The organism is Halorubrum sp. Eb13 (assembly GCF_002252895.1).
GTDB lineage: Archaea > Halobacteriota > Halobacteria > Halobacteriales > Haloferacaceae > Halorubrum.
This window is the reverse complement of sequence record NZ_NHPE01000007.1, coordinates 59,017-76,512: the sequence shown is the minus strand read 5'-3', so window position 1 is coordinate 76,512 and position 17,496 is coordinate 59,017. Positions and strand designations below refer to the sequence as shown.

Here is a 17,496-nt window from a genome sequence, read left to right as displayed (position 1 = left end):
CGTTATTGGTAGTATAAGCATGGGCCAGCACGACTTGGATCGGAGTCTCGGGTTGTACCCGACGATGATGATCAGCATGGGTGCGATGATCGGGAGCGGGATCTTCGTGCTGCCGGCTCTGGGATACAAGAAGGCCGGGCCGGCGGTGATCCTCGCTTACGTGCTGGCCGCGCTCGTCGTGTTGCCGGCCGCGTTGTCGAAGGCCGAGATGGCGACGGCGATGCCGGAGTCCGGGGGGACGTACCTCTACATCGACCGGGCGCTCGGCCCGTTGTTCGGGACGATCGCCGGGGTCGGGGCGTGGTTCTCGCTGGTGTTCAAGAGTTCGTTCGCGCTCGTCGGACTCGGCGCGTACCTGCTGCTGTTCGCGCCGCTCTCGCAGGGCGCGGTGGTGTACGTCGCGCTGGCGCTGGCGGTGCTGGTCGTCGCTCTGAACGTCTCAGGGACGAAGATGAGCGGTGGGATACAAGCGGTCATCGTCACGCTGGTCGTCGCGGGACTGCTCGCGTACGTCGTCAACGCCGGCTTCGCGATCGACGCCGCGAAGTACACGCCGTTCAGCACCGACGGGAACCGGGGCGTCATCACGGCCGCCGCCTTCGTCTTCGTCTCGTACGCGGGCGTCACGAAGATCGCGAGCGTCGCCGAGGAAGTGAAAGACCCCGGGAAGAACCTCCCGCGCGCGATGCTCGGTTCCATGGCCGTCATGACGGTCCTGTACATCGCGGTCGTCGGCGCGATCATCGGCCTGAGCGACCCGAACGTGCTGAAAACGGGCGGACCCGGCGGGACGGCGTCGCTCACGCCGATGGCGGACGGCGCGGGCGCGCTCCTCGGCGGCGCCGGCGTGCTGTTCATCTCCGTGATCGCCGTCGTCGCGCTCACGAGCATGGCGAACGCCGGCGTGCTCTCCTCCTCGCGATTCCCGCTCGCGATGAGCCGCGACGACCTCCTCCCGCCCGCGCTCCAGACCATCGACTCGCGGTTCAAGACCCCGCGGAACTCCGTGCTCCTCACCGGGCTCGTGTTGGTTCTGCTCATCGCGTTCGTCCCGGTGATCGAGCTGGCGAAGCTGGCGAGCGCGTTCCAGATCCTCGTCTTCTCGATCATCAACGTCTCGCTGATCGCGTTCCGGGAGGCCGACCTGCCGGCGTATCAGCCCGAGTTCACCGCACCCGGCTACCCGTTCGTCCAATTGTTCGGGTTCGTCGCCGGTATCGCCCTGCTCACGCAGATGGGGACCGTCCCCATTCTCGGCGCGGTCGCGATCATCTTCGGGAGCGCCCTCGTCTACTTCGCGTACGGACGGCCCAGGACGGACCGAACCGGAGCGATCGGGACGATCCTCCGGGCCCGTCGCGGCGAGGAAGACGACGGCATCGCCTCGACGGAACCGAAGTGAGCGAGCGACTGAGGACGACCGGTCGGGACGCCGCCCGAGACTGGGTCAGTAGTCCCTGTTGACCAAGATCACCGGATCGCCGGTTTCGTTCGCGATCCGGTCCGCCAGCGTGCCGAAGATGCGGTCGCCGAGCCTGGACTCCGGCTCGTACATCACGACCGCGTCGTACTCGGCCGCGGTCCGGAGGATCTCCTCGTCGTGCTCGTCGCCGTCGACGACCAGCGTGTCGACCGCGTCGGCGTCGAACCCGTCCCCGATCAGGCGCTCGCGGGTCTCCGCGACGACGGCCTCCCCGTCCTCGCGAGACTGTCCGCCTTCGACGACGTGGAACAGGGTGATACGCTGCGTCGAGTCCTCGCTCAGGACCCGGATGAACCTCGGAAGTCGGTCGAGCTCGGCGACGTCCGGCAGCGGCACGAGGATCCGTCCGATCCCCTCGGTCGGAGCGGGGTCGAGCTCGGCGACGCACCCCTCCTCGGCCGCGACCTGCTGGATCGCGGCCGCCCGGTCCTTCCCGAATACCAACCGCGTCCGGACGGACGCGCCGGCGTCCGCAAACGCGCCCGCGACCTCGTCGAGCGTCGCCTGCGCGGCCTCGCCGAACTGCTCGCGCGCCGAACTGGCCGGCGTCTGCTCGGGGAGGTCGTAGTGGCCGAGGATGACGACCGAGAGCGAGGACAGGTCCTCGATCAGCACCGGCGACAGGGGCTCGGGGTCAGGGAGTTCGAGCGGAACGAGGATCGTGTCTGCCATGCCTCCCCGTTGCGGACCCAGAATAATAAACGGGGAGACTCACGACATCGCCGACGGTGTCTCGTCCTCGTCGACGAGGAACGCGTCGAGGATGTCTCCCTCGGACGACTCCTTCGGTAGCACGGTCACCACGTCGTCCGGCCGGATCGTCGTGTCGTCGACCGGGTGGATGATCGATCCGTCGCGCTCGATCGAAGTCACGATGGCGTCGCTCGACAGAATGCCGTTAGCCTTCGCCTCCGACGGAGAGTGATCCACGATCGGCGCGTCGTCGGTGACGCAGACCTCGATCACGGCGCTGCCGTCCGCGAGCGTGACGGTGTCGGTGACCACGGACCGTTTGGAGTCGTCGGAGAGGAACCGCGAGTACGGGGTGTGTAGCTCCGTCTGGAGCAGTTCCTCGTCTTCGATCCGAATTTCGAGCCCCGAGAGCGCGCGCGCGATCTCACGGAGGTCGCTCGTCTCCTCGCCGACCGCGACCACCTGCAGGTCCCGACGGCCCGCCATCAGCACGCGAACGTTGATCACGCCCGGAATGGACCGGGCCGCGAGCGCCAAGCGTTCCCGCTCGTCGGCGGGGACGGTACACATGAACACCGAGGTGAGTCGGCCGCCGGCCTGCTCGAAGTCGACGATGGCCGTGTAGCCGCGGATCACGCCCGCCTCTTCGAGGCGCTCGATCCGGTTCCGGACCGTTCCCGCCGAGACGTTCATGCCGTCCGCGATCATCGGCGCAGAGGTGTTCCGGGCGTCCGACATCAGCGCGTGGATGATCTGCCGGTCGATGTCGTCGAGGTGATGACTCACGGCGGATCGTCCCCCGTGCCGGTCGAAACCGGACCGTGCCGTCGAGCGCTCTTCATACCGTAACGTAGCCGCCAGAGTGTGATATGGCTTACTCACGCGACCGTCGCGGGACGGGGCGGCCGCTACCGAGAGAACGGCGACCGTAATAAGAGACCGACCGCGGGAAAGCGCCGTTACTCGTTGCCGAACATCTGACGCATCTTTAGGCTGATTATATACAGTGTATACACAGAACTAAGTGACCGGGATGACCACTACCGGTATGGGACGCGACGCACAGATCCATATCCGAGTCACCGAAGAGAGGAAACAAGAATGGAAAGAGAGTGTAGCCGCATCGAACGAGTACAAAGATCTGACTCATCTCGTTGTAGCCGCGGTTGAATCTGAACTGCGTAGCGAGTCCGATTCTCAACCACCACGGTCTGCTAATTCGGTAACTGTCGACCTCTCAGAAGTTCATGAGCGTATGGACGATATCCGTGAAGAGCTGACAGACGTCAAAGACATCTCACTCGATACGTTTGAACTTGTGAGAGATGACGATGAGATCATGGAGATCGCTACTCTGATTCTGGACAAGATTCCGGAGGTCGATTCCGAAGAAGAGATCCGAAATCGCGTGCCAGAGAGTGAAACCATTGACGAGCGTATTACCGAAATTGGCCCAAGTTGGCTGTTGGAAAAGAACCTCCAAGCAGAAGGCCATGATGAGTATACGGTCCACCGTGCACTAGACAAACTCATCAAGGAAATGGAAACCGTACACGTCGTTGAAGTGGACGTTGATTACACCGATAGTAAAGATCGAGAAGAGCGTTACTACCGTCTCAAAGAATGAGCTACCAGATCAACGAGAAGTATACTGACGAGTTCTGCGAACGGAACGCGGAGTTACTCTCTCGATTCGAACGATCGATGTATCAAACCCGTCCTGACGGGTCTGCTCAAACGTGGACCAGTTCTGCAGTTACCTACACTCGATGGTTCCGCGATCGACATGGCAAACCGATCGACGAAGCGAGTAAAGTAGACGTAGATGACTATTACGAGTTTGTCTCTGGACAGTATGAAGGCGGTGCGACAGCTGGTGGCAAGTTCGACGGCGTCCAGCAACTCTACCATTGGATGAGTCGAAAGGAGGTCATTGAACAGAACTTCACTGAGAGTTTGGTGAGAGAGGATTACGGAATTGTCAACGGGGCGACGAGACAGGCGCGCGCGCTCCGACAAGAGGAAGATTATATTTCGATACCACGGAAGAAGGTTGAGTTATTGTGGAAAGAAGAGAATCTTCCGGGCCCACGGGCTCGAAACGAATTGCTAATCAAATTGCTCTGGTACACAGGTCTTCGATGCTCGGAGATTGTCCGTATTCGAATCATCGATATTGATCATGACGAGCACAAGATCAAGATCTTCGATAAGAAAACTAATGAGTTCCGCCCAGTCTGGTACCCCCAGCGTCTGAAACCGTTATTTGCTCAGTGGCTTGATCAGGGTGGACGCGATGTGATCGGTCCGCACGGTGGCGAGTCCGAATACCTGTTTCTAACACATCAGAGTCCTCAGATGCGATCCTCTCACGTATCTCGGATCGTCAAAGAAGCAGCGAAGAACGCAGGTATCAACGAAGTGCTCTACGTTGATGAAGCAGGGAAAAAGAGGTGGAAGGTTACCGGGCACACTCTGCGACATAGTATGGCGACGTACCATGCTAACAAACTTGATACGAAGGTCCACCATCTACAGAAGATTCTTGGCCATGATGATATCGAGACGACGCTCAAATATGTTGATGATGATGATCGTGCGATTCGTCAGGCGATGCAGCGGCCATGGAACTAAACTCGTGATTCCATGAGAAGCAAGTTCAGCTATACGACATTTTTGAAGATTCTCTGTGGTTGTAGCGGCTTTGATCACTACGAGTTTCGATTCAGTATCTTATTCACTAGAGTCTGAATGCCGTATATTTTAGAGAAATAAAGTGCCGAATGAATCCCACGTTCGCATAGAAGATTATCTAAACGCTACCGTCCATATCGAACTAACGGTCTAGCGGCTATGGTGTGTACACGTCACAGTCGCTATTTACGGGGCACTCAACGCAGGTCTTTTCATCAGGTGCGTCAGCATCGTCGATCTCTCCCCATGAGTCCATCTCTCGGGTTGTTTGAATCTCTTCGACTGTGTCGTCGAATGCATCTAGTGTGTCCTCAACGCCGTCATCGTCAAAAGAGATGGTTAGGCGCTCTCGTTCGGGATCATCCTCGTTGATGAAGTATATCACGCCCTCATCGGGCAGTTCACCTTCCGAGCGGCGGTACAGCGCGGCGTACGCTTTGAGCTGTCGACGATAGTCCGCAAGCAGATCGTCGTCGTCATCCGGTCGCTTGGCAGCCTTGTAGTCGCACAAGGTGACGGTGTTGTCCTCAACTATGACATCTACCACGCCGTTGAGTACAGCTGATTGGGTATCATAGCGGAGTTTACGTTCCGTGTCTGTAACTCGAGGGTACAGATCTGGCCCGACAGTCCGGTTGAATCGTTCGATATGATCAAAGATGGTATCCTCAACGGCGGCACCGACCGGAAGGATGCGCTGCTCGCGCAACGCGGTCGCTGACTCATCGAAGTACTCCCGCAGGGTTTCTTTACTGGGGACTTCACCCGCTATTGCGCCATCAAGATCGCCACGGAAATGACGGTGCGCGCGGTCAAGCGTCCGGTGAACGACGAGCCCGGCGAACAACTGCGTTGCCTGCGGCGTCGCGTAGTCGTACTCGACGAGGTAACCATACTGACGCTGGCATCGTCGGAACGCAAGCCAGTCACCAACGACACTATACTCGCGTTTCGGATCGCCCGCTGACGCAGGGCCTATCGGCGTTGATGGGTCCGCAATGTCGTCAGCATCACGAACTATCCTGTCGGGAGCGAACCAGTCCAGTCCCATCGTTGTCCCATCCGTTTGTTGTCCCAACGAGGGGACGATCCCACCGGAAGTGTCGAACTCATCGCGAGTGCCTAGCAGCACCAAGTGCTCGCTCGCACGGCTGTGCGCCACGTAGAATTGTCTGACGAGATCGCGCGCAGCCCGAACGTCAGCTGACGAGGTTGCACGACGTTCGCCGTACGGTCCGAGAGTGTCCTCGGTCCAGTGGGCTGCCCCGGCATCGGTCTCCCAGTCTATACTACCAACGAATGTGACGGGGAACTCTAGACCTTTGGCTTGGTGGACGGTCATCACTTGAACATGTCCATTAGGCAGCTGGTCGTGGAGATCCTCAGGATCGTCGAGGTTCGCCTTGGTCACGTAATCGCAGAACTCCCAGTACAGCGACATCAGAAACTGTGTCGATGCAGCGTCGTAGTCATCGTGGGTGGTTCGGATGATCTCCCGCGAGGAGAGTGTCCCCGGTGCGATGCCCTCGAATGACTCTAGCAGTGCAGTGACCTTACCAATCCGCCGGGTACGCATTGGGGTTCGGTCCGACCCCTCTGTCCAAGAGGAGATCGGATCACACCCACGGATTGCGTAGAACAGTTCTAGGAGTCCGAAACCGAGCGACTCACCCGGATCTGTCTGCCGCACGCGCTCTGCGTACTCGTCGACAGTGTCACGGAGGTCACCGTCCGCCGGGACAACACGATTGAACGTGGAGAACCAATCGTGGACCTGATCAAGATTGTCGCCAATGCGGTCCTCAAACACCTCCAGTCCCGGGTCAAGACACTTGATCAATGACGCGAGGATGACCTGCACATCGTCTTCATCCATGAATGCCTTGTTGCGGGGGTTGTGCACAGGGACACCGCGGCTGCGAAGTTCATTGACACAGCGTCCGACGAGTGTCGCGTTGCCTCTGCGTGACTCCATCGTGCTGTGGGTGAGCAGTGCGATGTCGCTATAATCGTCAATATATCCGGACTCGTGAAGTTCAACGACGGTGTCAGCAAACCGATTCGCCAGTGCCGCCTCGTCGCGATCGGTGAGTGCGGTTACTGCCTCTGCGTCCGTGTCTGGACGAACGGGTCGCATTGGCTCTTTTCCGGGCGCACGCGCGCCTATGCCCTGCATCACAGGGTGTTGACCGATGAAACGATTGATCCACCTGACGATCCCGGGTCGCGATCGGTAGTTGCGTCGCAACTGTGTCGTTTCGACGGAATCCTCATCAACTGATAGTTTCCGTGCTACCCGCTCCGGGAACTCGATGAGCGAATCTACCGTCGCGCCCCGGAAGCGGTACAGCGATTGGTCGTCGTCGCCAACCACAGTGATGCTCGGCTTGTCCATCGTCGCTGCGAGCGTGAGGTAGATCTTCTCCTGCAGGGGGTTGACGTCTTGGTATTCGTCAACAAGCACGTGCGTTAGAGGGGGAACACCTCGCTCATCATCTCCCTCGAGGAACCGTTGACCAGCGGAACTCACAAGGAACTCTAAGAACCGCTCCTGTACGGTGGTGAAGTCACACCGTGCGGCCTCCGCGAGCGATTCTGTATACTCTTCACGGGCGGCTGCGAGTTTACGTAGCCCCGGGTCGTCCGCGGTCGCGAGTGTGTCGAGGTCGACGCAGTACTGCCCGACTCGGTTGAAGAGAGTCGTCGCCGCATTCGCTGCGAATACTTTTCTACAGCCGTTCCCGGACGTGTACCACACGTCACTCGTTCCAACCAGCCCGTCGAATGAGTGGATGCCACCGTTGGCGAGGTAATCTACGAAGTCGCTCTCGCGCCGGATAAAGAACTTCTGGGCGTCCTCGTCAAGAAGCTCGACGTCGAGGTACTCTTCCCAGCGGAATTCCCGCATAATATCATCCCACACCGCATGGCTCGTTCCGACCCATACCTCGCTTACGTCAACAGCGTCGCCGATCCCCAATCCCGAGAGGCGATCAACGAGCCGCTGTTCAAGACTCTGTGCCGCCTTCTTCGTGTAGGTGGTGAGCACGATTCCACGTGGGTCGACTCCGTCTACGAGGATCCATTTGAGCGCCCGTGCGACGCTGACCTCAGACTTACCCGACCCGGGCCCAGCGGTTACCTGTAGAGGGGCGTCCGGCGCCGTGATGGCTGCCCGCTGGCTTTCATTAAAGGACCAATCCTCGCGATCGGTCCGCTCCCGCATGACCGCCTCGTATGCTGTAATGAACTGCTCGATGCTCCACGTCCCCGATTCGGAGACTTCCTGTCCGCCGTTCTGCGTATAGTTATCACTGGACATAACTGTTTGAGGGCTCGCTCGTCAGGGCGGCCGAGCCCACTGACCGCCGACGCGATAGTCAGTCGCGTTTCGCGATGGTGTTTTGTGTCTCTTGGTCGATACTATCGAGAAGCGTATTTCCGGTTGTTCGAATCGTCTTTTTACACGGTCCCCCAGCGTCTTCGATCTCCTGCTGAGTCGGTGCATCAGGCGCACCCAACAGCCGACCTGTCTCGAACAGTAGGGCTGCCGCGTGGCTCATTGGCTTTCGACCGTCCCCAAGTTGTGCATAATCAACCTCGTCAAGCAAATCGATAGTGGCTTGTTCAACCTCCGAGGATGCTTCACAATCGGAGCTGAGCCGGCGAATGTGCTGGACTATCTCTTTCCGGAGTTCATCCTCGTTGGGGACTACCGAATCCCAAATGTCAAATTCACCAAGTATCTGTTTCTGGGCGCGCAGCACTTTTGTTTTCGGAGCTTGCGAAACGGATAGAACATCCACAATATCACGCGACTGACGGCATTGGTCGAGGGCGATATTGAGAGCGGCGGTTGACACGTCTTCTATCGACCAGCCCGGGAGGATCTCCCCGTCAACGCACTGCTTGTACAGGCTACAGGCGCATTTTTTTACAGGCTGCTTGACGCCGAGTGCTGAACACATCCGTGAGATCTCGCCGAGCCCGTCTCGGTGGCTTTTCTCTTTACTCTGAGATGTTTTACTATAACGCTGAGCTCGTCGATTTTTACGCGCTTGGCGGCGCTGACGCTCATTGAGATAGTTCCCCTTAGCGTCTTTATTCCGCCAGTCTATCTCTGTTGTGAGTCCCTTGTCGTGGAGTGTATCTGTGACCGGTGGACCACAACGTGCTCGTTCATCTTGCTCGGCAGCTGAACTTGCTCTCCACTCCGGGCCACGGTCAATAGTTGTCTCTCGAACTACGAGGCCGCATTCCTCACAGATGTACTCTGACCCCTGAGTGATAATTCCTCCCTCACACTCGGGACACGCTTTGATATGCCCGTTTTCACTTGTTTTTTGACCGGCGCGCTGGGAAGTTTTAGCCGGCATTTCGGCCTTGGTTTGCAGGGCCCCGGTTCTACTCATCAGCTACCTCCATCGTGCGGCTGTAGGTCATTGCAATCTCGTGTACAGTGAGACACATTAAAAGCCTACCGCCGCCGATACAGAGTTATTATTATTCTCCTACTCTCTTTCAGAGGAATTTCTGCGTCAGTTGCCGTGATCTGCTGCTACTACGGTCTCAGTGAGCCGCTATAACCATCGTCTTGCATCTACATCACTGCCTAATCACACGACGGCCATCGGAGATGGCCTAATAATCATCTGTTCCCAATCACAATTTCAGAGGTTACTAGCAGATCCGGTCACGACTGGTACAATCAAAACACGCTGGTTTCAAAGAGAAACAATAGATGCTAAGATACGTTTCATTACGGTTTGCTTTGATCTACGCTCGTATGCACGCCGCACAACTCTTAATGCTGAAAATAACTACGTTATTAAGCTACTCTAACTGCGCTGTTAAGGGGTAGTATAGAATTCCCCCACCTCCTATACAAATTAACAGAGGAGTTAGAGGGGAGGTTTATACAATTGGAAGGAGTATTGGATAACAGAAGATGTCACAAGACAGCTCTAACTCCGGAACGGCAAATGACTCGCCAGTTGCGAAGGTCCATCCATCGAAGAGCACGTACAGTTCGATCGCTGCGGACGTAACTGTCGATTCGGCACTAGCAGAACTAATCGACAATTCGATAGATTCGGCAGCCATCCACGGTAAAGACCCTGTTAGCATTACCATAAGCTACGACGACGACGCTGAAGAAGTGACGTACTCCGATCACGCAGGCGGGGTAAAATCGGACGAGATGGGCGTCTTTCTCGGGTTGGGTCAGAGTAAAGACACACGAGCCGATGGTCGAAATATCGGTGCTTTTGGTTTGGGAACAAAAAAGGCGCTTAACCGTCTAGCCAACAAGTTCACCATCGCCAGCAGACATGAAGACGCTGATCAAGGGTGGAAATATACTGTTGACGAGGATTTCTTTGCCGAAGACAACGAGACATGGGAGTTCGAGATGGAGCCTGCGGACCTAGATCCGGGCCAGACAGTAATTACGCTTCACGACTTGACATTCAACTGGGACGAGGAGGAAGAGGATGTCCGCAATGAGCTGGAGCAAAAGTATCAGAGGTTTCTCTCAAAAGAGTATGACACGAGCGCGACGCTTTCTGTTGATCTGAATGGCAAGGAACTCCTTACGCCGCCGCAGGTACAATGGACCTTCTCGCCGTGGCAAGGAGGTTCACACCCACGTCGATTTACAGGGTTAGAGTTTACTAACGACCAATGGAGCGCGCCCATTAAAGTCGAAGTGACCGTTGGTTTGCTGCGAAAGTCTGATATTGAGAAGGTGGACGCTGGCACTGCCTTCTTCTGTCAGGACCGGCTGGTTGAGCAGGGGCTCACCGGAGCAAAAGGCGGCTTCGGTCAGTTTGGCATGAACAAATTCAATAATGCCAAAGACAAGCGACTTCGAATTGAGATCGACTTCTATACCGAGGGCGACGCTGATGATCTACCGTGGAATTCAGACAAGAGCCGTATCAGTCGGATGCATTCAGTTCTTTCCGATGACCATGGCGTGTACTTCTGGCTCCGCCGCTTCGCGGATCGTCACAAACGGATCGGTCTGTACGGGAGAGCCCCAAAATGGATATTTACCGAATACGACAGCGACAGCCTCCACGCGGCGAACGACGGCAAGATTGAGGAAGTCAATATCGCCGACAAGCAGCAACGGCTGAATAAAGGCGATATTTCCCAGCCTCGTATTCACAGTAAACCCGATAAGGATCTCTCACTCGCGGAAGATATGGAGCGGGTAGCTATTGCACACTCGGCACTAGGTATCCACTCTGAACGGATCGAGTGGTTCAAAAGTTGGGTCATTCCGGCGTATGAGCAGGCAATATATGAAGAATTCACCAACCGATTCGACACCAACGACGACCTCCTACCACACCTGCTTGATATTGATAATCTTGAGGAACTCTTGGACGAGGACGGTTTCGATAAGGCCGAGATCATCGCTGGGCTCCACGAAACTAGCGGTGCTCCGGACGGACAGACTCCACCGTGGGACTCTGAAGATAGCATCGAAGACGTTCTAGATGAGATCGAACACGAGGCCAATAAAGATGTTAGATCGGCTCAGAGGCGTTCTACCAGAGTATACGATGACGTCCGTGTCCACCGATACGAGTACGAACTCGCTCGCGCCTGTGCGGACGCTGACGTAGATATAGATGAATTAGATCCAGTTGACGACAAGCCAGCACCACTCGTTGATCAGAATGAGCCCGATGAGCCTGATACAGCGGACTCCGAAGTGGGTAGCTCTGATCGTTCCTCACAACATGATCAGTCCGGAGGTCAGGGCCTAAACGCATCTGATACTGATGCGTCTAGGACACCGACGAACAATGATGGTTCTGGAGGTTCTGCAGGTAGTGACTCTCCGGTAGATGATATTGTTGAGATCGATTCCGATACTCCATCTGATTCAACCGATGCGGATGTGCAGACGTCTACAGGCGCTACAGAGTCCAAATCCTCGGGAGATCCAAAGACGGATGAGACTGTCGATACACGCGACGGCCAAGAGACGATTGGGGGGTCATCCGTTCGTGACCCAGATGCAGCCGCAGTTGCTGAGCGATTCGATGAACTCAAGGGTGAACATGATGAGCTTCTGGATCGGCTCGATATTGATGAAGACGCCGATCCCGACGAGTGGGTCGACCAACTCGTTGACGCCGCCGAACAGCTTCAGACTGTTCTCGATCTCTTGGAGGACTCTCCTGCAGAGGGTGACTCGCTGGAAGAGAGACTCGAAGCGCTGATTGACCAAGCAAACCGCTACGAGAAGATGATGCAGGCCGCAGGCGAATAATCACATAACTAGACCGGTATCGTCCCGGACCGCGCATTTCAAATGGAGTCGCATAGTAACCATCGGAAGGTGAATTAATTCGTGCGGTTCTACGTGCCGGACTGGGACGATCACGTCGATGCGAACTACGACTTTCTGTACGATGTCCACTCTGAGGCTGAGAACAGCGCTCGTGAGAATCTCTTCTTGTGGGATGTATTCGAGGGTCGAGACCTCCCAGCCGATGGACTTCTGCTCTCACGTGACTCTGTAACACAGAGCGCCGGATTGCGTGGTCGACTCAACGAACACGGGATCTACGGTGACCCACGACTCAATATCCCGTCGTGGCTTCCGACGATCAGCGACTGTGGCGCATGGGGTTACCGAGATCTCCCGTTCCCGAAGTATGGGATACAAGACTTGATCGATTTTTATGACCGGATCGGGGTTCGGATTGGTGTTACTCCCGATCACGTCGTCTGGAAAGGGCCGAATCAGCGACGACTGTATCTTGATGAACGTGCCTACGATTCTGATCTCATCTCCGATGATGCACTTGAGGATCTGCGAGATACAGATGGGCTCGACGTGTTTGTTACCGAGTGGCCCGACCTGTGGCCTGACTACGTTCGCGAGTTCGACTCTGATGTCCACGACGGTGTCGTTGAGCAGTTCACACCTGCCGACTTTGAGGGGTCACCGGAGGAGATTTGTAGTCGACTTGAATCGTCCCCAAGCGCGGTCTTCCGGGAGCAGGACAATATTTTCAGACAGAATCTTTCAGAGAAGCTAGCCCAGCGCATCCGTGAGGAGTATGATCCCACTGAGGACGGATTTCGACTGATGGCCGCAGTTCAGGGATGGGATCCCGAGAGCTATGCAAAGGACGCTCGCAAGGCGCTCGAACAGGGGTACGACTGTCTCGGTATTGGTGGGCTTGCTGGCGCACGTGCGAATGAGGTGGCTGCGGTTGTCGACGAAGTTGGCGATGTCATCACCGAGTACGAATCTGAGCACGGACGCCGCGTCGATGTCCACGTGTTCGGGTTCGCAAAGACTGAGCTCTTTGAGGCAGTTCGCGATGCTGGTGTCACGAGCTTCGACAGCACAAGTATGCTCATTGCTGCATGGACAGGCGGGAAAAACTATCATCTCGACTCAAAAGAGCAATATGACGCAGTCAGGGTCCGGTTCCCACTCGCCCGAGACGAACGTCCAACACAGATCGAGAAAGCGATCCGCGGCCAAGAGATGATCCGCGTGCTGGAAGCGTATGACGCTGGCAATTCGATCTCTGAGGCGCTTGAATCCTACTATGACGAGGCAGAAGCAACCTTAGATGCCGCAGTAACGTATCTACAGGATCGCCGTCACGCCGATGGTTACGACGTCGATAGCATGATGGGGGCCCGCGTATTCTTTCGCGAAGATTTCGATTGTGCAGTCGAATTCAAGGGTACTGTCGGTGAACCAATCTGGCGGGATGTCATTCACCTCCTCCGAAAGGATACTGAAGACGACCCACGGCTGTTCGAGGAATATGAAGAGCATCTCCGCCCAGTACGCCAGTTCTTATCGCATCGGCGAGAGGCTAGCCCTGTTCGCTCTGCTGAATCGATTGTCTCACCTAAGCAGGGCACTTTCGAGGCTCTCTCCCCATATCTTCGTGAGTATACTGAGGCTATCGGCGACACAGACAAACTCGATGGATACAGGGAAACTCTAAAAGAAAGGCCGTGGGAGCGCTGCAGCTGCCCGTTCTGCGAGAAACACGGAATTCAAATGTGTATTTTTCGCGGCAACAACCGGAATCGTCGGCGTGGCTTTCACAATATGTACCGTTTCGGGCTCGAAATGGCCGAGACGTTCGACGAGATATTTATCGCGGCTGCGCTCCCCAAACCACCATCCGCGCGCTGTGATGATGCGCTTCGTGATCGATACCCGGAATTCTGGTCGCGTGTTGTTGATCTTCCATCGGTCGAACTTGGAGCACTCACTCCTGACGGCGCAGTCGAGTGGTGGGACCGACTCGACACGGACGCGGTCGCCGACCGGAGCCCTGAAAGTATCGCCGCACAGTTTGAGCGTATCCTTCTATACGATCCCAACCACGATTCTACGATGGTTGAAGCAATTGAGGAGGCCGGTTGTACGGTAGATGAGTTTGACTCTGCATCCGAACTACAATCAGCTGCAATGAGAAGACTCCGCCCGAGTGAACAACAGAGTCTTACGGAATTCTAGCAATGCATGTGCTCATCGTCGACCAGTGTTGTAAGCAAAAAGCATATCCAGAGGATAGTGAGACGCTTACTGTCGACGATATCGATACAACGGAGCGGGAGGTGCTGCTCAACCGAGATGATATTCGCTCAATCCCAGCGGCGGATTTATATGTTGGACGCCAACAGGAAGCAATCGATCGCGCAGTAACTACACTTCGCGCGGCTGGCCATACAGTCACACGGGTATTCATTAGCGCGGGCTTCGGCGTGATCGGAGAAAGTGAAAGTTTAGCCCCGTACAATGTGACTTTCAGCGGGATGTCCACAGGTGATATTCGAGAGCGCGCGGATCAACTCTCGATTACTCCCGATCTCCTTGAAGTAATCCGTAACTCCCCTAACCCCGATATCGCGTTCTTTGCGCTTGGTGCCGATTACTTTACCGCACTCGATACCGACGCTGTACTCTCCGCGCTCCCTGATGAAACAATCACAGTGCTGTATAATAGTGAGGAGCGTGCGTCAGCATTGTCGAACACGATATCGCTGCCAGCACGCAACACCGATGCCAGCCAGTATGGTGTCAATGCGATCGAGCTGAAGGGACATTACATCGAACGATTTGCTTCCCGCTTAGAGGTAGATGATAAAAATCAGCCTTTGACTCCCGAATGCATTAGATCAATCTGTACTGAAAACGAGAGTTCACAGTCCGATCTTGATTCTTTCTGAAAGCGGCGAATAGCCTGCTCTATTCTGTTCCGGGTAGACTGTTTTGTTGACTCGATACCACCCAGTCCTCCGGCTGAAGATGACTAAGACGCTTTCTGAGCTGACGCCCTTTGTTGGTCAGTTCGTAGCGGTCACTGTTCCCAGCGGGAACGATCCAGTCGAGATGTTCCGCCCAATCGAAGTGTACTTCCGATTTTGTTTGTTTTGTGTTCTCCGTCCACGTTGGTTCGTAGTTCTTGAGGTGTTCAACGCGCTTAATGAACCCCGAGGCCCGGTCCACGCTGTTTCCACATGATACGGATTCAGTCTCTACCTGATGCAAGACGGCAAGCATCGGTATTGGATCGTACTCTAGAAGTAATAACTGAAACAGCGCCTGCTCTGTTGGTGTGAGAGAGTTCTTCGTGTCAATTGGCGGCACGGTGTTGTTGTCCGACTCGGGTCGTCGGAACACGCCAGCAATAGTCGCACCAGTGCCGGTTAGGTTATCGTCAGGGCCACCAAGACAGCCAAGCTTTCTGAGGATGCTGGATACTTCGCTTACTTTGTTTTTGGAAGCGGCCTCAACTAGCTCCAATCTAATTTCTTTCCACGGCTCTTGGGGTCGCTCAGCGCGCAGAGCGAGTATCTCACATGCGAATGGGAGGTCACTGTGAAGTGGCTGTGAACCCTTGATATGCGGCGAGTCGGGTGCAGACGGGTCAATCGTCGAATGCTTCATACCTGATTGTACCAATTTAAAGTATATAATCCACCCGGCAGTTCCAACGGACGAGACGTAGCAGTTATTCGCCGCCGTAGCAAGAAGATGATATGACGATGGCTGTCGATCAACCGCATCCGATATCTATCGCTGACGGGAAGAAGTACGTCATCGGCGATGCGGTCAATGTACTCTCGTCTATTGACGATGCAGACGTGATTTGTCTTGATGACGCATGGTCTAGACCCTACCGTGGTGGGCAGTTCGGAGTCGAGTATGACACCCATCCTTTTGATCGTGAAGACAAGGAATCGCCGACCTCGACAAAAATGGTCGTCGACGCTTGTATGGATGCTCTCAAGCCCGGAGGGTGGCTGATCGCAGATGCGGATGACTGGTTACTTCCTCGACTCACATCTTACTTGATGGAAGAGTACGGGGATGTAAACGAGGATTATGGTGGGGGCGGATACCGGAAAGTTGGAGGTGTAACATATTTGAGTTCAGATGGCACTCCTGACCGAAGTACTCCCGGTATGTACGGATCCACTGGGGGGTATTCTGTCGTGTTCGGACATAAGGGCGAGACTGAGAGGCGATGGTCTGAATCAGTCAGACAGGTTGTTCCTCGACAGCGAGAAAAGTTCGGTTGGGGCAGCGTCAAACCGATCGTGCCTTATCAGAAGTGGGTCGGTGATATCCTGAATTCAGATGATCATCTCGTCGTTCCGTGCGCTGGCACAGCACCAGCCGCACTTGGGGCCGAGATTGCATTTGGTTCGTCTATCCGGTACACCTGTATCGACAACGAGCCAAACGCCTACAATGCGTTTCGTCGCCGAGCTCGGCAAGAAGCCACCGTAGATACGGAATCGTTGGAATTCCCAGAAATTCCGAACGAGCTAGTTACGAGCGACTGAACTATTTTGTTTAAATGGCCGTGCGTCTGCCAGTTCAAAAAGCAACTCAACATCTGCCTGCGCATAGTGGGTTAGCATCTCTTCAAGCGCAGTCGTAGATACGTCATTACGGTTGCCGTCAACAGCCTCAAGATAAATCTCACCGAGGATAGCGAGGTCCTTCGATGTAACTGGTTCTGAGGGATTTTTTGTCCATTCGTCCCGCGGAATGCGACAATCGAACTCACTTGGAAGGGTCTCGATTGGCTCAATACCGACTTGTTCTAATGTCTCCTCAAGACTAGTATATTCGCCATATGCGTCCCATGCTTCCGGTTGAAGATCGATGTGCTCTGTGCGATCGAGATACGTTTGTACAGATTCGTGCGCGCGCTCGCCGACTACTTCACCAGCGATTCGAGCGCGTCCTTCTAAATGCGTGAGATCGAACCGCTCACCATTGTAGGTAATAACCGTTCCTGCTGGCTCGAGTCGGTCGAGCAAAGTCTGAATAAGGTCGAGTTCCGCCCGGGGACCCCAACCGTTTCGCCATTCAACGACCGTCTCCCTTGACCCATCCTCATACTCGTAAGCGATGCCCGCGCCCGAGAGTTCAAAGTCATGTGAGTCGGTGAAATCGGGGTACTTGTCTTCCGGAACGTCCGGAGAAACGGTCTCGATGTCAAACGCTGCACGCACTATGTTGTTCACACTGTCTGTAACTAATTCGAGTATATAAACCTCCTAACGGAATCGTTTAGCTCCTACGTGCTCAGTCTCATCAAGAAACGCTG

General features: G+C 55.6%; 13 protein-coding genes. 7 read left to right on the top strand and 6 right to left on the bottom strand.

From position 1 onward, the window contains the following. Window positions 1-19: 19 nt before the first annotated feature. Window positions 20-1,402, top strand: coding sequence for an APC family permease (locus tag DJ75_RS00755; protein ID WP_094521970.1), 1,383 nt, complete (start codon window positions 20-22; stop codon window positions 1,400-1,402). A gap of 45 nt (window positions 1,403-1,447) precedes the next feature. Here DJ75_RS00755 and DJ75_RS00750 read toward each other — a convergent pair whose 3' ends face one another. Both DJ75_RS00750 and DJ75_RS00745 read right to left on the bottom strand, forming a co-directional pair. Beyond that, on the bottom strand, window positions 1,448-2,155 hold the full coding sequence (locus tag DJ75_RS00750; protein ID WP_094521969.1) for a universal stress protein: 708 nt from the start codon (window positions 2,153-2,155) through the stop codon (window positions 1,448-1,450). Between the two features lie 39 nt (window positions 2,156-2,194). Continuing rightward, on the bottom strand, window positions 2,195-2,962 hold the full coding sequence (locus DJ75_RS00745; protein WP_094521968.1) for an Lrp/AsnC family transcriptional regulator: 768 nt from the start codon (window positions 2,960-2,962) through the stop codon (window positions 2,195-2,197). A 262-nt stretch (window positions 2,963-3,224) separates the two neighbouring features. Here DJ75_RS00745 and DJ75_RS18005 point away from each other — a divergent pair, with 262 nt between their 5' ends. After that, on the top strand, window positions 3,225-3,803 hold the full coding sequence (locus DJ75_RS18005) for a hypothetical protein (protein ID WP_141211945.1): 579 nt from the start codon (window positions 3,225-3,227) through the stop codon (window positions 3,801-3,803). Continuing rightward, window positions 3,800-4,810 carry a tyrosine-type recombinase/integrase gene (locus DJ75_RS00735; protein ID WP_094521966.1) on the top strand — a complete coding sequence of 337 codons (1,011 nt, stop codon included), beginning with the start codon at window positions 3,800-3,802 and terminating at the stop codon, window positions 4,808-4,810. The genes DJ75_RS18005 and DJ75_RS00735 overlap by 4 nt, the downstream gene beginning before the upstream one ends. Before the next feature lie 217 nt (window positions 4,811-5,027). Here the strand turns inward: DJ75_RS00735 and DJ75_RS00730 are convergent, their stop codons facing one another. Beyond that, window positions 5,028-8,192 (bottom strand): ATP-dependent DNA helicase, encoded by a 3,165-nt coding sequence (locus tag DJ75_RS00730; RefSeq protein WP_094521965.1) that lies wholly within the window; start codon window positions 8,190-8,192, stop codon window positions 5,028-5,030. A 58-nt stretch (window positions 8,193-8,250) separates the two neighbouring features. Beyond that, window positions 8,251-9,282 carry a transcription initiation factor IIB family protein gene (locus DJ75_RS00725; RefSeq protein ID WP_094521964.1) on the bottom strand — a complete coding sequence of 344 codons (1,032 nt, stop codon included), beginning with the start codon at window positions 9,280-9,282 and terminating at the stop codon, window positions 8,251-8,253. A 536-nt stretch (window positions 9,283-9,818) separates the two neighbouring features. On the opposite strand from DJ75_RS00725, the gene DJ75_RS00720 reads away from it, so the two are divergent. The 3 genes from DJ75_RS00720 to DJ75_RS17995 all read left to right on the top strand — a co-directional run bounded on the left by DJ75_RS00720 (window position 9,819) and on the right by DJ75_RS17995 (window position 15,100). Then, the gene (locus DJ75_RS00720; RefSeq protein ID WP_094521963.1) at window positions 9,819-12,158 is read left to right on the top strand and encodes an ATP-binding protein; all 2,340 of its coding nucleotides are present in this window, start codon (window positions 9,819-9,821) and stop codon (window positions 12,156-12,158) included. Window positions 12,159-12,239: 81 nt separating this feature from the next. After that, window positions 12,240-14,387 (top strand): queuine tRNA-ribosyltransferase tRNA-guanine transglycosylase, encoded by a 2,148-nt coding sequence (locus DJ75_RS18000; RefSeq protein ID WP_141211944.1) that lies wholly within the window; start codon window positions 12,240-12,242, stop codon window positions 14,385-14,387. Between the two features lie 2 nt (window positions 14,388-14,389). After that, window positions 14,390-15,100, top strand: coding sequence for a hypothetical protein (locus DJ75_RS17995; protein WP_141211943.1), 711 nt, complete (start codon window positions 14,390-14,392; stop codon window positions 15,098-15,100). 19 nt (window positions 15,101-15,119) lie between these two features. On the opposite strand, the gene DJ75_RS17990 is transcribed toward DJ75_RS17995, so the two are convergent. After that, the gene (locus DJ75_RS17990; protein ID WP_141211942.1) at window positions 15,120-15,821 is read right to left on the bottom strand and encodes a hypothetical protein; all 702 of its coding nucleotides are present in this window, start codon (window positions 15,819-15,821) and stop codon (window positions 15,120-15,122) included. A 92-nt stretch (window positions 15,822-15,913) separates the two neighbouring features. Here DJ75_RS17990 and DJ75_RS00705 point away from each other — a divergent pair, with 92 nt between their 5' ends. Beyond that, window positions 15,914-16,723 (top strand): hypothetical protein, encoded by an 810-nt coding sequence (locus tag DJ75_RS00705; RefSeq protein WP_176451398.1) that lies wholly within the window; start codon window positions 15,914-15,916, stop codon window positions 16,721-16,723. Here the strand turns inward: DJ75_RS00705 and DJ75_RS00700 are convergent. Beyond that, entirely contained in the window at window positions 16,706-17,413 is a 708-nt protein-coding gene (locus tag DJ75_RS00700; RefSeq protein ID WP_176451397.1) for a ribonuclease H-like domain-containing protein, read from the bottom strand. The genes DJ75_RS00705 and DJ75_RS00700 overlap by 18 nt on opposite strands. Window positions 17,414-17,496 lie beyond the last annotated feature (83 nt).